The following is a 15277-nucleotide window of genomic DNA, read 5'->3' as shown; positions in this document are numbered from 1 at the left end:
AGCCATCCGCATACATCATGAGCAATTCCCCCGTTTCCGACCAACGCGCCGTGCCGTGCATGATGATGCGCGGCGGAACCTCGCGCGGACCATTTTTCCTGGAGTCCGACCTACCGGTCGATACGGCCGCGCGCGACCGTTTGCTGCTGGCGGCATTAGGGTCGCCCGACCCGCGTCAGATCGACGGCTTGGGCGGCGCCCACCCGCTGACCAGCAAGGCTGGCATCGTCCGCCTCAGCACCACGCCTGGGGTCGACCTGGATTTCCTGTTCGCGCAGTTACAGCCCGACAACGACACCGTGGACGTGACGCCCAACTGCGGCAACATGCTTGCAGCGGTTCTTCCATTTGCGCTGGAGCGCGGCCTTCTGCCTATCATCGACGGCGCCACTACCGCACGCATCCTGACCCTGAATACCGGTATGCGCTGTGACGTCACCGTGCAGACACCTCGCGGCGAGTTGCGCTACGGCGGCGACACCCGTATCGACGGCGTGCCGGGCAGCGCTGCACCAATCAGCATCAACTTCCTGGACACGGCCGGATCAGTGTGCCCATCGCTGTTGCCCAGCGGCCGAGCACTTGACCGTATCGACGTCGACGGTCAGGCAGTCGACGCTACGCTGATCGACAACGGTATGCCGATGGTGCTGGTGCTGGCATCAGACTTCGGCATCTCTGGCTACGAAGCCGCAGCGGATTTGAATGCTAACCAGACCTTGAAGGCGCGGCTGGAGAGACTGCGCCTGGCTGCTGGGCCGCTGATGGGACTGGGCGACGTCGCTGCCAAGAATTATCCGAAAATGTGCTTGGTGGCAGCGCCGCGTGAAGGCGGCAGCGTCGCTACTCGCTGCTTTATTCCACATGTTTGCCACGATTCCATCGGCGTGTTGGCAGCGGTAACCGTGGCCACCGCTTGCGTACTGCCCGGTGCGATCACCGAGGGTATCGCCGTAGTACCGCCAAGTGCCATCAAGACACTCTCGATCGAACACCCAACCGGCGAATTCAGCGTCGAGTTAGAGCTCGACCCAACCTGCCCAGGGCAGGTTACGCGCGCCGCGCTGCTGCGTACCGCCCGACCTATCATGCGGGGCGAAGTGCTCATCCCCGCGCATATCTGACAAGGACATTTCATGCGCAAACCACTGATCATCGATTGCCACGGTCATTACACCACCGCGCCTAAGGCGCTTGAAGATTGGCGCAATCGACAAATTGCCAATTTGAACACACCTGAGCTGGGACCGAAAGTCGCAGAACTGGACATTAGCGACGACGAGCTGCGTGAGTCGATTGAAGCTAACCAGCTACGCTTGATGAAAGAGCGCGGTTCCGACCTCACCATCTTCTCGCCGCGCGCCAGCTTCATGGCACACCACATCGGTGACTTCAACACCAGTGCCACCTGGGCAGCGATCTGCAACGAACTGTGCGCGCGTGTGGCGCAGCTGTTCCCGGAGCACTTCATCGGCGCAGCCATGCTGCCGCAATCGCCGGGAGCTGATCCCGCCAGCTGCATTCCCGAACTGGAGCGATGCGTCAAAGAATACGGCATGGTCGGCATCAACCTTAATCCAGATCCATCGGGCGGTCATTGGAACGCGCCACCGCTGTCGGACAAGTCCTGGTATCCGATCTACGAGAAGATGGTCGAATACGGCATCCCAGCGATGATCCATGTCAGCACCAGCTGCAACCCGTGCTTCCACACCACTGGCGCACATTATCTGAATGCGGACACCACCGCCTTTATGCAATGCTTGACCAGCGATCTGTTCAAAGACTTTCCGGATCTCAAATTCCTGATTCCACATGGTGGCGGCGCAGTGCCGTATCACTGGGGGCGATTCCGTGGCTTAGCGCAAGAGATGAAGAAACCGCTGCTGAGCGAGCACCTGCTGAACAACATTTTCTTCGATACCTGCGTCTATCACCAGCCGGGCATCGACCTGCTGACCAAGGTAATGCCGGTCAAGAATGTACTATTCGCGTCCGAAATGATTGGCGCAGTACGCGGCATCGATCCTGAAACCGGCAACTACTACGACGATACCAAACGCTACATCGAAGCAGCCGCTATCAGCGACGCTGACCGTCGCGCCATTTTTGAAGACAACGCGCGCCATGTGTTCCCACGCCTGGACGCCGCACTGAAGGAGCAGGGATTATGAACACGCCACTAATGAACCAGCTGGGTGTCGTCAAACGACATATCTTGCGTGCCGAGCGTGGGCATGTCGATCATCTCGGCCAATTCGGCAGCGCCACTGTGCACGAGGCCATGGGGCGCGTAGGCTTGATGAAGCCGTATATGCGTCCCATCCAGCCGGATCAACTGGTGGCCGGCACCGCCGTCACAGTGTTGCTTCACCCCGGCGACAACTGGATGATGCATGTGGTGGCGGAACAGATCCAACCCGGCGACATCGTGGTGGCCGCCATCACCGCCGAATGCACCGACGGTTACTTCGGCGATCTGCTGGCGACCAGTTTCATGGCGCGTGGCGCCAAGGCACTGATCATCGACGCCGGCGTGCGTGATGTCCGCATCCTGAAGGAGATGGGTTTCCCGGTCTGGAGCAAATGCGTCAGCGCGAAAGGCACGATCAAGTCCACGCTGGGATCGGTCAATATCCCGGTGCTGTGCGCCGGTTCCCTGGTGCACCCTGGCGATGCAGTGATCGCCGACGATGACGGTGTGGTAATTGTGCCCGCCGCCGATGTGGCGCGGGTGGCCAGCATTGCACAGAAACGCGAAGATCTGGAAGGTGAAAAGCGCGCCAGGCTGGCGGCAGGTGTACTGGGGCTAGACATGTACAACATGCGCGGTCCGCTGGAACAAGCCGGTCTCAAATATATCGATTGATAGCAAAGCAAACCGTATCCTTGCGGCCCTCAAGGAACACTATAAAATCAATGGGGACAAAATGAACTATAAAAACATCACAGTCCTGGCCATCTTGGCTGGGGTATCGGCTATGGCCTGCGCAGGTCAGGAAGAGGATGCGAAAGACCTGGTCAAGAAGGCATCGGCTTACATCAAGGCGAACGGCATCGCAAAAGCCTGCGTGGATTTTGCCGACCCGGCAAAGGGTTTTCGCACTGACGACCGCTATGTGTATGTGCATGACATACGTGCCAAGATGATCTGCAATCCCGGTAGTCCTCGCACCGAAGGCAAGGATATGATCGACGTTAGAGATATGGATGGCAAATACTTTAATAGGGAAATGGTGCGTATCGCCACCACCCAAGGCAGCGGCTGGGTTGAGTATAAGTGGACCAATCCCAAGACCCAGAATATGCAGGATAAGAAGTCGTATATTGAACGGCAGGGTGACCTGATTGTCGGTTCAGGCTTCTACAAATAGCCGCTCTTAATCCTCTTGTTATACGAAAAACCGGCATCGCTCGCGATGCCGTTTTCATTACAGCCCTTTGGCAGCCGCCGCTTTCAACGTCTGGGCGATCCAGGCCATCGCCTCCGGGACATCGTAATTGCCTGCGTGTGGTTGGTCCCAGGCTAAGCGATAGTTGATATCCTGGACCTTGCTGTCCGCCGCCAATGCGCGGCTGAGGTTCAGCGACACGGTAAAGGATGTATCGCGGTCGCGGGTGCCTGCACGCACATACCAGTACGGAGATGTGGTGCTGGTTCCACCGATATATGCCATCGGGTTGATCAGCTTGACTTGGGCCAGCACATTGGTGCTCGACAGCGCAGCATACTGTGTCCACGAATAGCCGGTATCTTTGTAACCGATGCCATCACCTGCGACATCATTATTATCCCAGCTGTACTCGGTGAAGTTGGAATAGATCTGCGTGGAGGTTCCGAACATATTGGACTCGCCAGTGGCGCCGGTCACGGTCAATCCGGTCTGGTCGAAGGCCGGCGTGGTCTTTAGTGTGGCTTGGGTGGCGACAAACTTCAGATACTTCTCCATATCCAGCGAGGTCACTTTTTTTGTGCCGTTGTCCACCGCGATCCAATCGTTGACATAGGTTTTGGTAGTTGCGGCCGGCCCCATTCCAGCACTATAGGTCATTACCTCACCCAAGCCAGGTATCTTGCCGCCGGATGCCAGATAGGTTTCAGCAGAGCGTATGACCTCCTGTTTTACGGTTTCCAGCATGGTGGTGGCTGTCAGAGCCACACCACTGGAATTTTTCAAGCCAAGTGTTGCCTGGTAAGCGACGAACTTCGCCATCAGCGTTGAGCTGCCGCTCGAATTCGGTAAGCTGCCTAGCGTCTGGCGCGTGTTAAGGATGTTGTACAGCCACTCGTAATGCAAGTCTGCGTTGCCCAAGTCCGTGATTGGACAATACGCGTTGATTGCCAATACATCGTCATGCAGGATGCTGGTTCCTGTCGACGTCACGCCTGCCGCGCCGATGGCTGCTAAGTAGGATAAGTAGTCGGCGTTGTTGCCCGTGGCACCCAGCGCGGCGGACAAGCCGCCACCGCCGCTGGTACCATTCACCACGATGTGGTTAGCATTGCCCGGCATGGCGGCGTCGTTGAGGCGCAAGTAGCGTACGGCAGCCTTGGCGTCGACGATCGCGGCAGGTGCCTTGCCAGGATAACTACCATCGGCAGCGATGATGCCGCGCCCGCGCGTGGCGACGTCGATATAGATATAGCCTGCTTTGATGGCGGCGCCGACATTGCTGGTGCTGCTGTTAAACGTGGCGCCATCGGTGATGCTGGCCTTGATATAGCTTGCCATCCAGCCGGAGTTGTTCACAGCAAAGTAGATGGCGGCCTCCTGGCTGGTCGCAACGCTTTCGGGCACAAAGATATTCATACTCTGGTAGCCGCACTGCGGATTGGCCAGGGTGGAGGTGCCGAACATACCGGTCTGAGTGGCTGCCATCAGCACCGGCTTGCCGACATAGCACACCTCCTTGTACCAGCGCACTGGCGTATTCACCCCGTCGATGATGACGTTGATAGAGGTGTATTTGGTCTTGTCGAAAGCCAGCGCGCTATCGTAAGCGCCGACCGGGATGGCAGGCGGGGACGGTGTTACCGGCGTGACGTTGTCGGGTCCGTTGTCCGAGCCGCAAGCGGCCAGCGACATCAGTAGGCAAGCGCCTATAGTCGTGCGTATCATGTAGAGTCTCCAATCTCATCAAGTTTGTTTTTATCGTTCCGCTTAACAAGCGGCTTTTACATCTCGTTAGCGAAATGTTGATGGGAAGTATATTGGTGGCGTACAACTCAATCATTGCGTTTAGCTTCTTGCGCCGTGCTTTCTGCTTATCGTTGTTTTCCAACGCTGTATTTCTAGCATTCGTTGCTTTGACCAATGGAAGTGTTTCATTTTACTTATTAGATAGCCAGATAATATCGAGCACTGCGCCCCTGTCGCAAGACCCCACGAATCCCAATTCCTTCAAGTCTTCATGGATCTGGTTCAGCGTACGCCGCTGCTTGCGTGATTGCGCCGCTCCGGCCTTCAGGAGCGCAGAAAGCTGGAATGAATCGCCACGAGTCTGCTAGACACTCCTGAGCCATAATTTAGGCAAAGGAGAAATCATGAGTGGGAAGCGTTACACGGAAGAATTTAAGGTCGCTGCGGTCAAGCAGGTTCTTGATCGCGGACATCCGAAGCGATCTGCGAGTTGGAGGTATTCATATTCAAGTCCATTTCCGAAGAAAACCGGGCAGACGAAGTCTGGACTTCCTTTGCCCTGTATGTCCGGTTACGCGATGCCCGCACCAAGCGCAGGGAAAACGTCGGTGAACAGCAAGGTAATTAGCTGTTGGCCATTAGGTGTCGACCAATCCTGGGCGATTTCCGCCATCAGGGTATTTGTGGCGGTCAACACCACGCCAGCGTCATGCATGCGTTGACGCGAGAATTCCTCGGACAGGTCGCTTGGCGAACCCGACGCATCCATCACCGCCTGTACGTTGAAGCCCTCCTGCGCCGCATCGATGGATGGGAATATCAGGCACACGTCGGTGGTGACGCCGGCCATGATCAGGTTTTTGCGACCGGTGGCCAGCACCGCATCGCGGAATTCAGGATAAGCCCAGGCATTGACGACGCCTGGACGTTTGACGCGGGCGGCGTGTGCTTCTGGCAGGATTTCGGCGATTTCCGGCAGAATCGGGCCTTGTGCACGATCCTCCTGGCTCGACGTGATGATGGTTGGCAGGTTTAGAATTTTCGCCATTTTGGCCAAAGCGATCGATTGCTTGGCAGCGAGTTCCTTATCGATGTTTTTGATCAGCTGCATGGTGCCTACCTGGTGGTCGATCAGCAGCAGCGCGGTATTTTCAGCGGTAAAACGTTCTACTTTCATGGCAGTTCTCCTAAGTGGTTGGGTGGCGATGTTTACAGATTTCCCATATCGCCACGGTGGTAGGCGGCGGCTGCCGCATTCAGGCTCTCTCTGGTAGCAAAAGCCATCGGCCCGTTGGAAAGTACGGGTTGATCAAGTGGTTGGCCGATAAACACAGCAATCTGGGCGCCGCCTTCCTTGGCCACTAGTTGGTGGTTGGTCGCGGTAGCGCCTGGCGCCAGAATCGGTGCGCCCAGGTCGTCAAGACCAAATGGCTGGCCATCGAGTTCAGCGTCGCCCGATATCGGCATGAAGAAGGCGCGTTGGCCGGCTGCGACCGGCAGCGTGAAGGCCGCACCGGCGTCCAGGAACACATCGAGCAGCGTGACCTCCGTTGGCGGCGTCAACGGCGAGTGGTGATCGCCATAGCTGCCAAGTGGAACGCGGATGGTTACGCCAGGTTGCTGCACCACTGGCACATCTTCCGCTGCCAGCGTCAAGGCGAACGGTGCATCGTTCTGCTTATGCTGTGGCAGATTGATGAAGATCTGCAGCAGATGGGTGGTGCGGCCCAGAATTGCCGGGTCCTCCTGATGCACCACTCCGCGCCCGGCCGCCGTCCAATGCAGAGCACCCGGCTTAATCATGACGCAGTTGCCCAGCGAGTCTTGATTGGCGATATCCGTTTCAGAGTCCTGAAACAGATAGGTCACCGCCGAAAAGCCGGCATGGGGATGCGGTGGAAATGTCGGAGCGCTCATCCATGCATGGTCGATGCCCATGAAGGGATCGAGTTGCGCTGGATCTGCGCCATGCAGACGGACAGCACGGAATTGGCTGCCACGGCTGGCTTGCTGCATGCGGACGATAGTGGTGCTCATGATGGTGCCTTTCCTTTTTTTGCTGGGCGACTTACGCGGCCAGCGTTGGATAGTCGATATAACCCTGGGCTGTCGGCGGTGCAAAGAAGGTATTGCGGTCCGCTTCGTTCAGCGCGGCGCCTTGACGGAAGCGTTCCGGCAGATCCGGATTGGCCAGGAAGGCAGCGCCGAATACGGTAGCGTCAGCCTTGCCTTCTGCGAGAACGCTCTCGGCGAGCTGTTGTGTCAAGCCGCTGCCCATCAGATAGGTGCCGCCAAACAGTGAGCGCAGGATGCTGTGGTAGTCGGTCTGAGTACCGAACAGGGCAACGTGCAAATAGGCCAAGCCTTTGCCCCGCAATTGCTCCACCAGATAACGGTAGGTTTGCTGCGGATCGGCATCGGTAATGCTGTTGTAATTCATCTCTGGCGAGATCTTGATGCCGACACGATCTGCACCGGCTTCCGCGATCATCGCATCCAGCGTTTCCAACACAAAGCGTGCACGGTTCTCCACCGAGCCGCCATATTGGTCTTGCCGCTGATTGCTGCCGGACGACAGGAATTGCTCAGGCAGGTAACCGGAGGCGGCATGCAACTCAACACCATCGAAGCCGGCTTCGAGCGCGCGGCGGGTCGCCTGGCGGTAGTCGTCGATCACACCTGCCACTTCGGCGGTCGTCAGGGCGCGTGGCTCGACGAAGTCAACCTGACCGGCGCTGGTCCAGGCCTGGCCGGCTGGTTTGATGGCCGATGGCGCCACTGGCGTTTCGCCATTGAGCAGCGACGGATGGGAAATGCGGCCGGAATGCATCATCTGCATGAAGATACGGCCACCACGTTCGTGCACGGCATCGGCCACTTTTTTCCAGGCCGCGACCTGTTCAGGCGTCTCGATGCCAGGGGTGTGCACATAACCTTTGCCCAGCGCGGAAGGGAATACGCCTTCACTAATGATCAGGCCGGCACTGGCACGCTGCGCGTAGTAGGTGACGGTCAGGTCGCTGGCGATGCCATCGTCGCCGGCACGCGAACGGGTCATCGGTGCCATCACCAGGCGGTTGCGAAGATCGTAGCGGCCGATGCGTACTGGAGTGAGAGTATTGCTCATGGTATTTTCCTTAAAATGTGCGTTAGATACGTGCTTGGCCGCCATCGGCGATGATGGTCTGACCGGTAACAAATGCGGAGTCGGCGGAGCAAAGGAAGGACACCACGCCGACCAGATCACCTGGTTCAATCATGCGTGGAATCGCCTGCAATTTCGGCAGGTAGTCGAAGATCTCTTCATTGGTGCCGCGCATCGATTTGGTGTTGGTCAGGCCCGGCGAAATCACGTTCACGGTAATGCCATCCTTGCCAACCTCGCTGGCCAAAGCCCGCGTGAAACCAACCACGCCGCCTTTGCTGGCGATGTACGCCGTCATGTCCGGAACATTCAGCCACAGCGAGCTGCTGGCCACGTTGACGATCCGGCCGTGCTTGCGCTCCACCATGCCAGGCACAAACGCCTTGGACATCAGGAAGGCGCCATCGAGATTGACGCCGATAACTTTGCGCCACATGTCGTAGTCGGTTTCAGCGAACGATTTCCATGGGTAGATGCCGGCGTTGTTGACCAGGGCGGTGACTGGGCCGAGGTTGGCAGCGACATCCTTGGCAAATTGCAGCGTCGAAGCAGGCGAGCTGACGTCAACCACAGCGGAATAGAATTGGCGCCCTTCCGCTTCCACCAGGGCGCGGGTGGCGCTGGCGTCACTCATGTCGGCCACGGCGATATCGAAGCCGTCGGCGGCCAGTCGTTGCGCATAAGCTTGGCCGATGCCGGTGGCCGCGCCGGTGACTACTGCAGTACCTTTGTTCATGTCCATCTCCTGTTCAAGACGCTCACTTCGCGTCGGTTGCGATTGCGATGAGCGTATCTTCAGCTAATTTAACGGTGGGATAAAGAGGGTATAATGGGATGGATTGATCCAAAAATGGCGTAATCAATGGAATTACTAAACGACATGGCCTTGTTTATCGAGGTCGCGAGTACCTTGAACTTCCGCCGCGCGGCGGACGTCTCGGGCATACCGAACTCGACTTTGTCGCGGCGTATTGCGGCGCTAGAGAAACATATTGGCCTGCGGCTGCTACACCGGACTACCCGCAAAGTCGAGCTCACTGAAGCCGGGCAGCTGTACTACGAACGCTGCCGGCGCATCGTGGACGAAGCGCGTATCGCACACGAACAGTTGGGTGAAATGCTGGCGCAGCCGACTGGCATATTGCGTGCCTCCTTGCCGGTGGACTTCGCCACGATCTACATGGCGCCGCTGATCGCCGAGTTCTCGCGGCGGTTTCCGGGCATTACCTTCGAATTTGATTTGACGCCGCGCAGAGTCGATCTGGTCACTGAGCCCTTTGACATCGCTATCCGTATGGGCGAACAATCCGATTCCAACCTGATCGCCCGGCTGCTGGCCCGTTTGTCGGTACAGCTATACGCGTCACCGCAATATCTCGCGCAAAATGGCGTACCTGAGCATCCAACCGATCTGGTACGGCACGAGTGTCTGGGCTTTCCGAAGTCAGGTCGCTGGACTCTTCACCGCGAAGCAGAGACGATTGAAGTGGATGTCGCCGGCCGCTTCCTGGTCAACAGCGTAGGGATGTTCAGGCGGTTGGCCACCCTGGATCTGGGCATCATCATGCTGCCCGAAGAAGTTGCGGCAGAAGAGTTGGCTGCCGGCCGCCTGCAGCGTGTGCTACCTGAGTGGCATGGCCAGTCCACGCCCGTGTATGCGATTACGGAAACACGCTTGTTACCAGCCAAAACCCAGCGCTTTATCGAGTTCCTACAGGCGAATTTGCGCCGGTAGTTATTGATGACACTGGATTACGCCAGTTTTGGATCAATCAATCCCATCTGCCCCCATTTATCCCATGCTAGTTTTGACGGATCATGCTCGGGTCGCACATCTTCAATGGGGGGAATATGATCTATGCAGTCAAAGAAATCTCGGTAAACCGCTTTCGTGAGCAAGGCGATCCACTGCTAACCCGCGCCCAGGTGTGGGCCGGATTACAACGCAAAGCACGCAATGGCGTGCCCTTTATTCCTGCGATGACGCGCTGCCAGGTCGTCGAGGACACTGAAGCTGGGCTCATCCGTGACGTCGCAATACGCGGTAAAGCCGCACGCGAGCGGGTCACTTTTTATCCGCCGAAGAAAACCGTGTTCACACGTCTTTCGGGCCCGGCGGATGGGGTCATTGTGAATGAAATTCTAGAGGGGCCGGACGGCGAGCTCAAACTCCGGTTTAGTTTTGCGCTGCAACTTGTCGACGTCGATTCCGGCTCTCCTGAGGAGCGCCACTTTAGCAGCCATATGTGCGACGACTATTCTTCTGCCGTCGACGCCGTCTTAGTCGAAATCCGGCGGGAGGTGAAGGCCAGCCGTCTTTAGCTGGGTAAAACTGCCAATTAGCGGTGCGATCTGGAGCGTCACTGTTCGTTTGCTCGATGAATTGACCACTCAGTTTGCCCCGCCTTCCACTGCCTGGCAAACGCTGCCACGCGGTCATACGACCCCTCATAACCGAGTTCTTTCAGGTCCGCGTGGATCTGTTTCAAACTGCGGCGCTGCTTGCGCGGCTTGCTTGCTTCGGCCTTGAGCCATCCTGATAATTGCAGAGAGTATTTGTCTAGCCGGCTCGCTATACGCCGCTCGGCATAGCTGGGCTCAGTCATTTCCGATCGTAGATAACGTCGGACTGTATTGCGTGAGATGCCGAGACGTCGGGCAATCTCCCGTAGGGGAATCTGGTCACGAATGTGCCAGCGTCGAATTATGCCTAGTAAAGCCACGTCGATCACTCCGTTCTCCTGCCGATGAGACAGGTCGAATTGTGCTCTTCACGTGGGTCAGATTCAGTTGCAAATTACTGGGTAAAGTGGGTCAATTTTCTGCGCAAATCAACAACGCACCACACGGCAGTCGTAGGTCAGCTCATTCTGAGCGTAAACGAAAACCTTACCATCGCAGTTGTTCAAGTTAATATTCCTGGGCGTGACGGCAAAGTTTGGCGACCCCCTTTTGTGTTCAAGTTAATCGCAGTCACTTTCTAAGCATAGGTTTTCCTAACTATGTGATTTTATTGATAGGCCGTTTAAGTTAATATTCCGACCTGCCATTTGTTGTTGGCACGCGCGAATATGAACTTGAACGAACAATATATTGAGCATGTCGCAAGAAAATCGCACGCGTTCTCGCGCCCTATGAGCTCGTCCTGTGCGCTGCACCGTCCTATCTGTACACCCACTCCGTCATCAAAGTGCCTCAGGATTTGGCCCGACACGAGTGCCTGAATTTTTCACACACCGAGCTGCGTACTCATTGGACACTTGATGGGCCGGAAGGTACCTGATCGCGTAGCGTGAAGATGATTGCGCAAGGATGAGCCATAGCGTTCATGCGCCAAGACACTCTCTGGTTAACGGAAATACTATGGGACGTGCGGAAACGTCCGCTGTTAGTATCTATGAGATTGCACGTTGCTTAGTGAAGGAGCCTCCATGTCAAGCCAAATATACAGAGGACATCGCGTCAACGTAGAGCGTGATGAACGTTGCGGTGACGGCGTCCACCGCATTGAAATCTTTAGCGGTAGCTCGGGGCCTCTGCGCCATACGGAGTTCGCGTCTATATCTCGTGATAACTCGCCGGTCAACGCTAACGATGCATGCTTCCAATGGGCGAGGGAATGGATTGAACAACATCCCAAGGTTTGGCCCTTCACGACCTGATAGCACCATGCGGCCTTGTTTTTGATGACCAATCCTTACGTGACCAGCACTGTCGTCGAAGTCGCCAGCGCTGAGAACTTGGCGCCAAGCGTAGGGGAATTTACATTCAAAAACGACATCCCAGTCGAATAGGACATCTAGCGGCAGAGATAATCCACCGTCCAAGCCGGACGTGTGCATCTGCCATAAGTAGGTGGACCGCGCCGCAGAGGGAACAGCGTTGCATAATGCCGAGCAGCGCCCCACCCTGACGATAACGATGAAAAAAATCCTGGCAGTGGTAATAACGGCTTGGCTGGCGTCGAGCGTCGCGCAGCCCGCAATCGCCAAGCCGGCCCCAAAGCATGTCCCAGCCTCCATCGAATTGCAGCACACCGCATGGACTGCGCGCGATGGCGTGCCGCCCAACATCCGGGACATCGAACAGACCGCCGACGGCTGGCTGCTACTGGGTGGCGACGAGGGCCTGTATCGTTTTGACGGCGCCAAATTCGAGTTGTACCAGCCACGCTCAGGCAGCCTCTTCAGCGGCGGGGTTCTGGCCATGGGACGCCTGTCCGACGGCCGCTTGTGGATCTCGTCTGACGGGGCCAGTTTGGCATTATTGCAGGATGGTGTGGCGACAACTTACGGCGATGCAGATGGCCTGCCGCGTGCTTCGTTCTACAAAGTGGTACAGGAAGCCAACGGGCGCTTATGGGTTGCAAGCTCGATCGGTATCCACCAGCTGGAACCGGGCGCCAAGCGCTGGCACGATGCCAATGCCGCAGTCGGCCTGCCGTCCAAATTCGCGGCCCTCGATTTGATGCAGGACCGGCGTGGCACATTCTGGCTGCTGAGCACCGCCGGCCTGTTCTCTCGCCCGGCCGGCGCCAAGGTATTTAGCAAGGTGATGGACCGGCAAGTTGCCGGCCGGCTGGAGGAAACACCGGATGGCCGGGTGTGGGCATCCGAGCCCGGTGGTCGCGGCATGCAGCTCTTGTACGCACCACCAGACAGCAAGGCCGCCGTGCCGGATATGTCGATGGCCGACAGCATCAAGTTCATGTTCGACCGCGCTGGCAATCTGTGGTTGTCCGGGGACGAGGGGGTGCGCCAGCTGACGTTTGAAGGCGGCAAGACCATCGTGCGCGAGTTCAGCATGCAGCAGGGACTGAGCGGGGCGTCGGTGTGGGCGCTACAGCAGGACCGTGAGGGCAATATCTGGGTTGCCACGCCCGAGGGCCTGGATCAGTTCCGTCCGCGCCGCGTGCAGGAGGCGCAGTTGGCGCCGATGATGACCTTTGGCGCCCCCTTGCTGGCCGGCAGCCATGGCGATGCCTGGATCGATCAGTATTACTATCCCGCGCTGGACGCCACGCCCGTGCAGTATGGCCCAGGCGGCGGTGACGCAACCTTGGTGAAGGTGCTGTATCGCGATCCGCGCGGCCAGGTATGGAGCGGCGCACGCGACGGCCTGTGGCAGGTCAATGGCAGCCAGCGTGTGGGCATTCCGCCACCGGAAGATATCGGCAAACGTCGCTTCATTGTCATACTCGATATGGTCATGGATGGCGACGGCGGTCTGTGGGTGTCGTTTGCTGGCCGCGGCGTGTTCCGGCTGAAGGATGGCGCCTGGACCGCCTTGGGCGGCATGCCCGAGCTGGACAAGGCGGTCGTGCTGAGCATGACGGCCGACACCGCTGGCCGCCTGTGGTTCGGCACCATGGACAACACAGTGTTCAAGCTGGAGGGAGGCAAGGTAACCAAACTCGGCGCTCAGGAAGGACTGAAGCTGGGGGCGATCGACGCCATCACGCCATATCGCAATGGCGTCCTGGTGGGCGGCCAGCCCGGCTTGATGTGGTTTGATGGCCAGCTGTTCCGATCGCTGAAAGGCGCTAGCGAGGCGCGCTTTTCCGGTGTGAAGGGCGTGCTGCTAGCGCCCGATGGCGGCGTGTGGCTTAATTCTTCGCAAGGCCTGCAGGCGATTGATGCCAGAGAAATGGCCCAGGCCATGCAGCAGCCTGACTATGCGGTGCGCGTGGTGCAGTTCAATTTCAATGACGGCGTGCGCGGCATCTCGTCGAGCGAGTCATCCACGCCACGGCTGACCCGGCTCAGCACCGGTGAGCTGCTGTTTGCCACGACCAGCGGCGTGTACCGGCTGGACCCGCAGCGCTACCGGACCAATCCCTCGCCGCCACCGGTGTATATCACCGGAATCTGGTCAGACAACGCGGCGCAGCCATTGCTGCCTACGCAGACGGAAGTGCAACTGCCGCCATCGCCGGAGAGCGTGCGCATCGACTACACCGCGCTGAGCCTGACGTTGCCGCAGCGAGTGCAGTTCCGCTACATGCTGGAAGGTGTAGATACGCACTGGCGCGAGGCCGGCAATCGCCGTTCAGCGTTTTACACCACGCTGGCGCCGGGCAGTTACCGCTTCCGCGTGGTAGCCGCCAACGAAGATAGCGTGTGGAACACCGATGGTGCCAGTGTGACGCTGGTGGTGCCGCCGACGCTGGTGCAGACGGTGTGGTTCAAGCTGCTGTGCGCGGCGGTGGCGGCGGCTGCCCTGTATCTGCTGCACCGCTGGCGGCTGGCGCGCACCACCGCACGGCTGCTGGAGCGCATGCGCACCCGGCTGGATGAGCGCGAACGCATCGCCCGCACGCTGCACGACACTTTCCTGCAAAGCGTGCAGGGTCTGAGCCTGCGCTTCCACAGCATCAAGTCCGCGCTGCCGGGCAATACGGTCGCTCAACAGAAGATCGACGACGCGCTGGACGCCGCCGACGCCGTCGCCAAGGAGGGCCGCGATCAGCTGATGGCCTTGCGCGCCCAGCACCTGTGCCGCGACGACCTGGCGACGGCGCTGGCGGCATCCGGCTGCGCTGCGGCCGAGCTGCACAGCGTGAGTTTCGCGCTGCACGAGCAAGGCCAGCGGCGCGCGCTGGTACCCGAGGTCCAGGACGAGCTGTTCGCCATCGGCCGCGAGGCCATCGTCAACGCCTTGCGTCACTCAGGCAGCGCTACGGTGACGGCGCAGCTGAGCTATGGCGCGGCGGCCTTCACGCTGGAAGTGAGCGACCAGGGCAAAGGCCTGGACGACGAGGTGCGCAAGACCGGCCAGCGCGAACGCCACTGGGGCCTGGCCGGCATGCGCGAGCGGGCCGCCCGCATCGGCGCCAAGCTGGCGATCCACAGCACGCCTGGCGCCGGCACCCGCGTGGTGGTGACGCTGCGCGCCGCGCTGGCGTATCGCTGAGCACCGCATGCGGCTCTACCATTGAGCGTGGGGAATCAATGTTGTAATATTGTTTTCCTATCCCATAGCAATCCACCTG

Annotated in this window: 12 protein-coding genes and 1 pseudogene; 7 read left to right on the top strand and 6 right to left on the bottom strand. The window is 58.6% G+C overall.

Annotation, left to right across the window (positions count from 1 at the left end):
- Nucleotides 1-17 precede the first annotated feature (17 nt).
- The 4 genes from KW842_RS23195 (at nucleotide 18) to KW842_RS23180 (ending at nucleotide 3374) form a co-directional block, all read left to right on the top strand.
- Nucleotides 18-1124, top strand: a complete 1107-nt coding sequence (locus tag KW842_RS23195; RefSeq protein WP_218306497.1) for a 4-oxalomesaconate tautomerase — start codon at nucleotides 18-20, stop codon at nucleotides 1122-1124.
- Between the two features lie 24 nt (nucleotides 1125-1148).
- Entirely contained in the window at nucleotides 1149-2174 is a 1026-nt protein-coding gene (locus tag KW842_RS23190; RefSeq protein WP_218306603.1) for an amidohydrolase family protein, read from the top strand.
- A gap of 11 nt (nucleotides 2175-2185) precedes the next feature.
- On the top strand, nucleotides 2186-2869 hold the full coding sequence (gene ligK / locus KW842_RS23185) for a 4-carboxy-4-hydroxy-2-oxoadipate aldolase/oxaloacetate decarboxylase (protein ID WP_304515481.1): 684 nt from the start codon (nucleotides 2186-2188) through the stop codon (nucleotides 2867-2869).
- A gap of 61 nt (nucleotides 2870-2930) precedes the next feature.
- On the top strand, nucleotides 2931-3374 hold the full coding sequence (locus tag KW842_RS23180) for a cache domain-containing protein (RefSeq protein WP_218306495.1): 444 nt from the start codon (nucleotides 2931-2933) through the stop codon (nucleotides 3372-3374).
- Nucleotides 3375-3431: 57 nt separating this feature from the next.
- Here the strand turns inward: KW842_RS23180 and KW842_RS23175 are convergent, their stop codons facing one another.
- The 5 genes from KW842_RS23175 to KW842_RS23155 all read right to left on the bottom strand — a co-directional run bounded on the left by KW842_RS23175 (nucleotide 3432) and on the right by KW842_RS23155 (nucleotide 9022).
- Entirely contained in the window at nucleotides 3432-5120 is a 1689-nt protein-coding gene (locus KW842_RS23175; RefSeq protein ID WP_218306494.1) for a subtype B tannase, read from the bottom strand.
- Nucleotides 5121-5712: 592 nt separating this feature from the next.
- Nucleotides 5713-6318, bottom strand: a complete 606-nt coding sequence (locus KW842_RS23170; protein WP_218306493.1) for an isochorismatase family protein — start codon at nucleotides 6316-6318, stop codon at nucleotides 5713-5715.
- A gap of 32 nt (nucleotides 6319-6350) precedes the next feature.
- On the bottom strand, nucleotides 6351-7178 hold the full coding sequence (locus KW842_RS23165; protein WP_218306492.1) for a pirin family protein: 828 nt from the start codon (nucleotides 7176-7178) through the stop codon (nucleotides 6351-6353).
- A gap of 31 nt (nucleotides 7179-7209) precedes the next feature.
- On the bottom strand, nucleotides 7210-8268 hold the full coding sequence (locus tag KW842_RS23160) for an alkene reductase (RefSeq protein ID WP_218306491.1): 1059 nt from the start codon (nucleotides 8266-8268) through the stop codon (nucleotides 7210-7212).
- 22 nt (nucleotides 8269-8290) lie between these two features.
- A complete protein-coding gene (locus KW842_RS23155; protein ID WP_218306490.1) occupies nucleotides 8291-9022 on the bottom strand; it encodes an SDR family NAD(P)-dependent oxidoreductase in 732 nt (243 codons plus the stop codon).
- Nucleotides 9023-9148: 126 nt separating this feature from the next.
- Here KW842_RS23155 and KW842_RS23150 point away from each other — a divergent pair, with 126 nt between their 5' ends.
- Both KW842_RS23150 and KW842_RS23145 read left to right on the top strand, forming a co-directional pair.
- The gene (locus KW842_RS23150) at nucleotides 9149-10021 is read left to right on the top strand and encodes a LysR family transcriptional regulator (protein ID WP_218306489.1); all 873 of its coding nucleotides are present in this window, start codon (nucleotides 9149-9151) and stop codon (nucleotides 10019-10021) included.
- 116 nt (nucleotides 10022-10137) lie between these two features.
- Nucleotides 10138-10608, top strand: coding sequence for an SRPBCC family protein (locus tag KW842_RS23145; RefSeq protein ID WP_218306488.1), 471 nt, complete (start codon nucleotides 10138-10140; stop codon nucleotides 10606-10608).
- A gap of 68 nt (nucleotides 10609-10676) precedes the next feature.
- On the opposite strand, the pseudogene KW842_RS23140 reads toward KW842_RS23145, so the two are convergent.
- Nucleotides 10677-11018, bottom strand: a pseudogene (locus tag KW842_RS23140) (helix-turn-helix domain-containing protein); the annotation flags it as partial.
- 1189 nt (nucleotides 11019-12207) lie between these two features.
- Between KW842_RS23140 and KW842_RS23135 the strand changes: the two are divergent.
- Nucleotides 12208-15198, top strand: a complete 2991-nt coding sequence (locus KW842_RS23135; RefSeq protein ID WP_218306487.1) for a sensor histidine kinase — start codon at nucleotides 12208-12210, stop codon at nucleotides 15196-15198.
- The last annotated feature ends 79 nt before the right edge of the window (nucleotides 15199-15277 follow it).

The sequence above is a fragment of the Duganella sp. sic0402 genome (genome assembly GCF_019219065.1).
Classification (GTDB): domain Bacteria; phylum Pseudomonadota; class Gammaproteobacteria; order Burkholderiales; family Burkholderiaceae_D; genus Rugamonas.
This window is presented reverse-complemented; position numbering and strand designations above follow the sequence as displayed.

What these genes read in the sequence shown, in the direction of transcription:
- KW842_RS23195 (WP_218306497.1), top strand. Translation starts at nt 18, where the DNA reads ATGAGCAATTCCCCCGTTTCCGACCAACGCGCCGTGCCGTGCATGATG.
- ligK (WP_304515481.1), top strand. Translation starts at nt 2,186, where the DNA reads ATGAACCAGCTGGGTGTCGTCAAACGACATATCTTGCGTGCCGAGCGT.
- KW842_RS23180 (WP_218306495.1), top strand. Translation starts at nt 2,931, where the DNA reads ATGAACTATAAAAACATCACAGTCCTGGCCATCTTGGCTGGGGTATCG.
- KW842_RS23175 (WP_218306494.1), bottom strand. Translation starts at nt 5,120, where the DNA reads ATGATACGCACGACTATAGGCGCTTGCCTACTGATGTCGCTGGCCGCT.
- KW842_RS23170 (WP_218306493.1), bottom strand. Translation starts at nt 6,318, where the DNA reads ATGAAAGTAGAACGTTTTACCGCTGAAAATACCGCGCTGCTGCTGATC.
- KW842_RS23165 (WP_218306492.1), bottom strand. Translation starts at nt 7,178, where the DNA reads ATGAGCACCACTATCGTCCGCATGCAGCAAGCCAGCCGTGGCAGCCAA.
- KW842_RS23160 (WP_218306491.1), bottom strand. Translation starts at nt 8,268, where the DNA reads ATGAGCAATACTCTCACTCCAGTACGCATCGGCCGCTACGATCTTCGC.
- KW842_RS23155 (WP_218306490.1), bottom strand. Translation starts at nt 9,022, where the DNA reads ATGAACAAAGGTACTGCAGTAGTCACCGGCGCGGCCACCGGCATCGGC.
- KW842_RS23150 (WP_218306489.1), top strand. Translation starts at nt 9,149, where the DNA reads ATGGAATTACTAAACGACATGGCCTTGTTTATCGAGGTCGCGAGTACC.
- KW842_RS23145 (WP_218306488.1), top strand. Translation starts at nt 10,138, where the DNA reads ATGATCTATGCAGTCAAAGAAATCTCGGTAAACCGCTTTCGTGAGCAA.
- KW842_RS23135 (WP_218306487.1), top strand. Translation starts at nt 12,208, where the DNA reads ATGAAAAAAATCCTGGCAGTGGTAATAACGGCTTGGCTGGCGTCGAGC.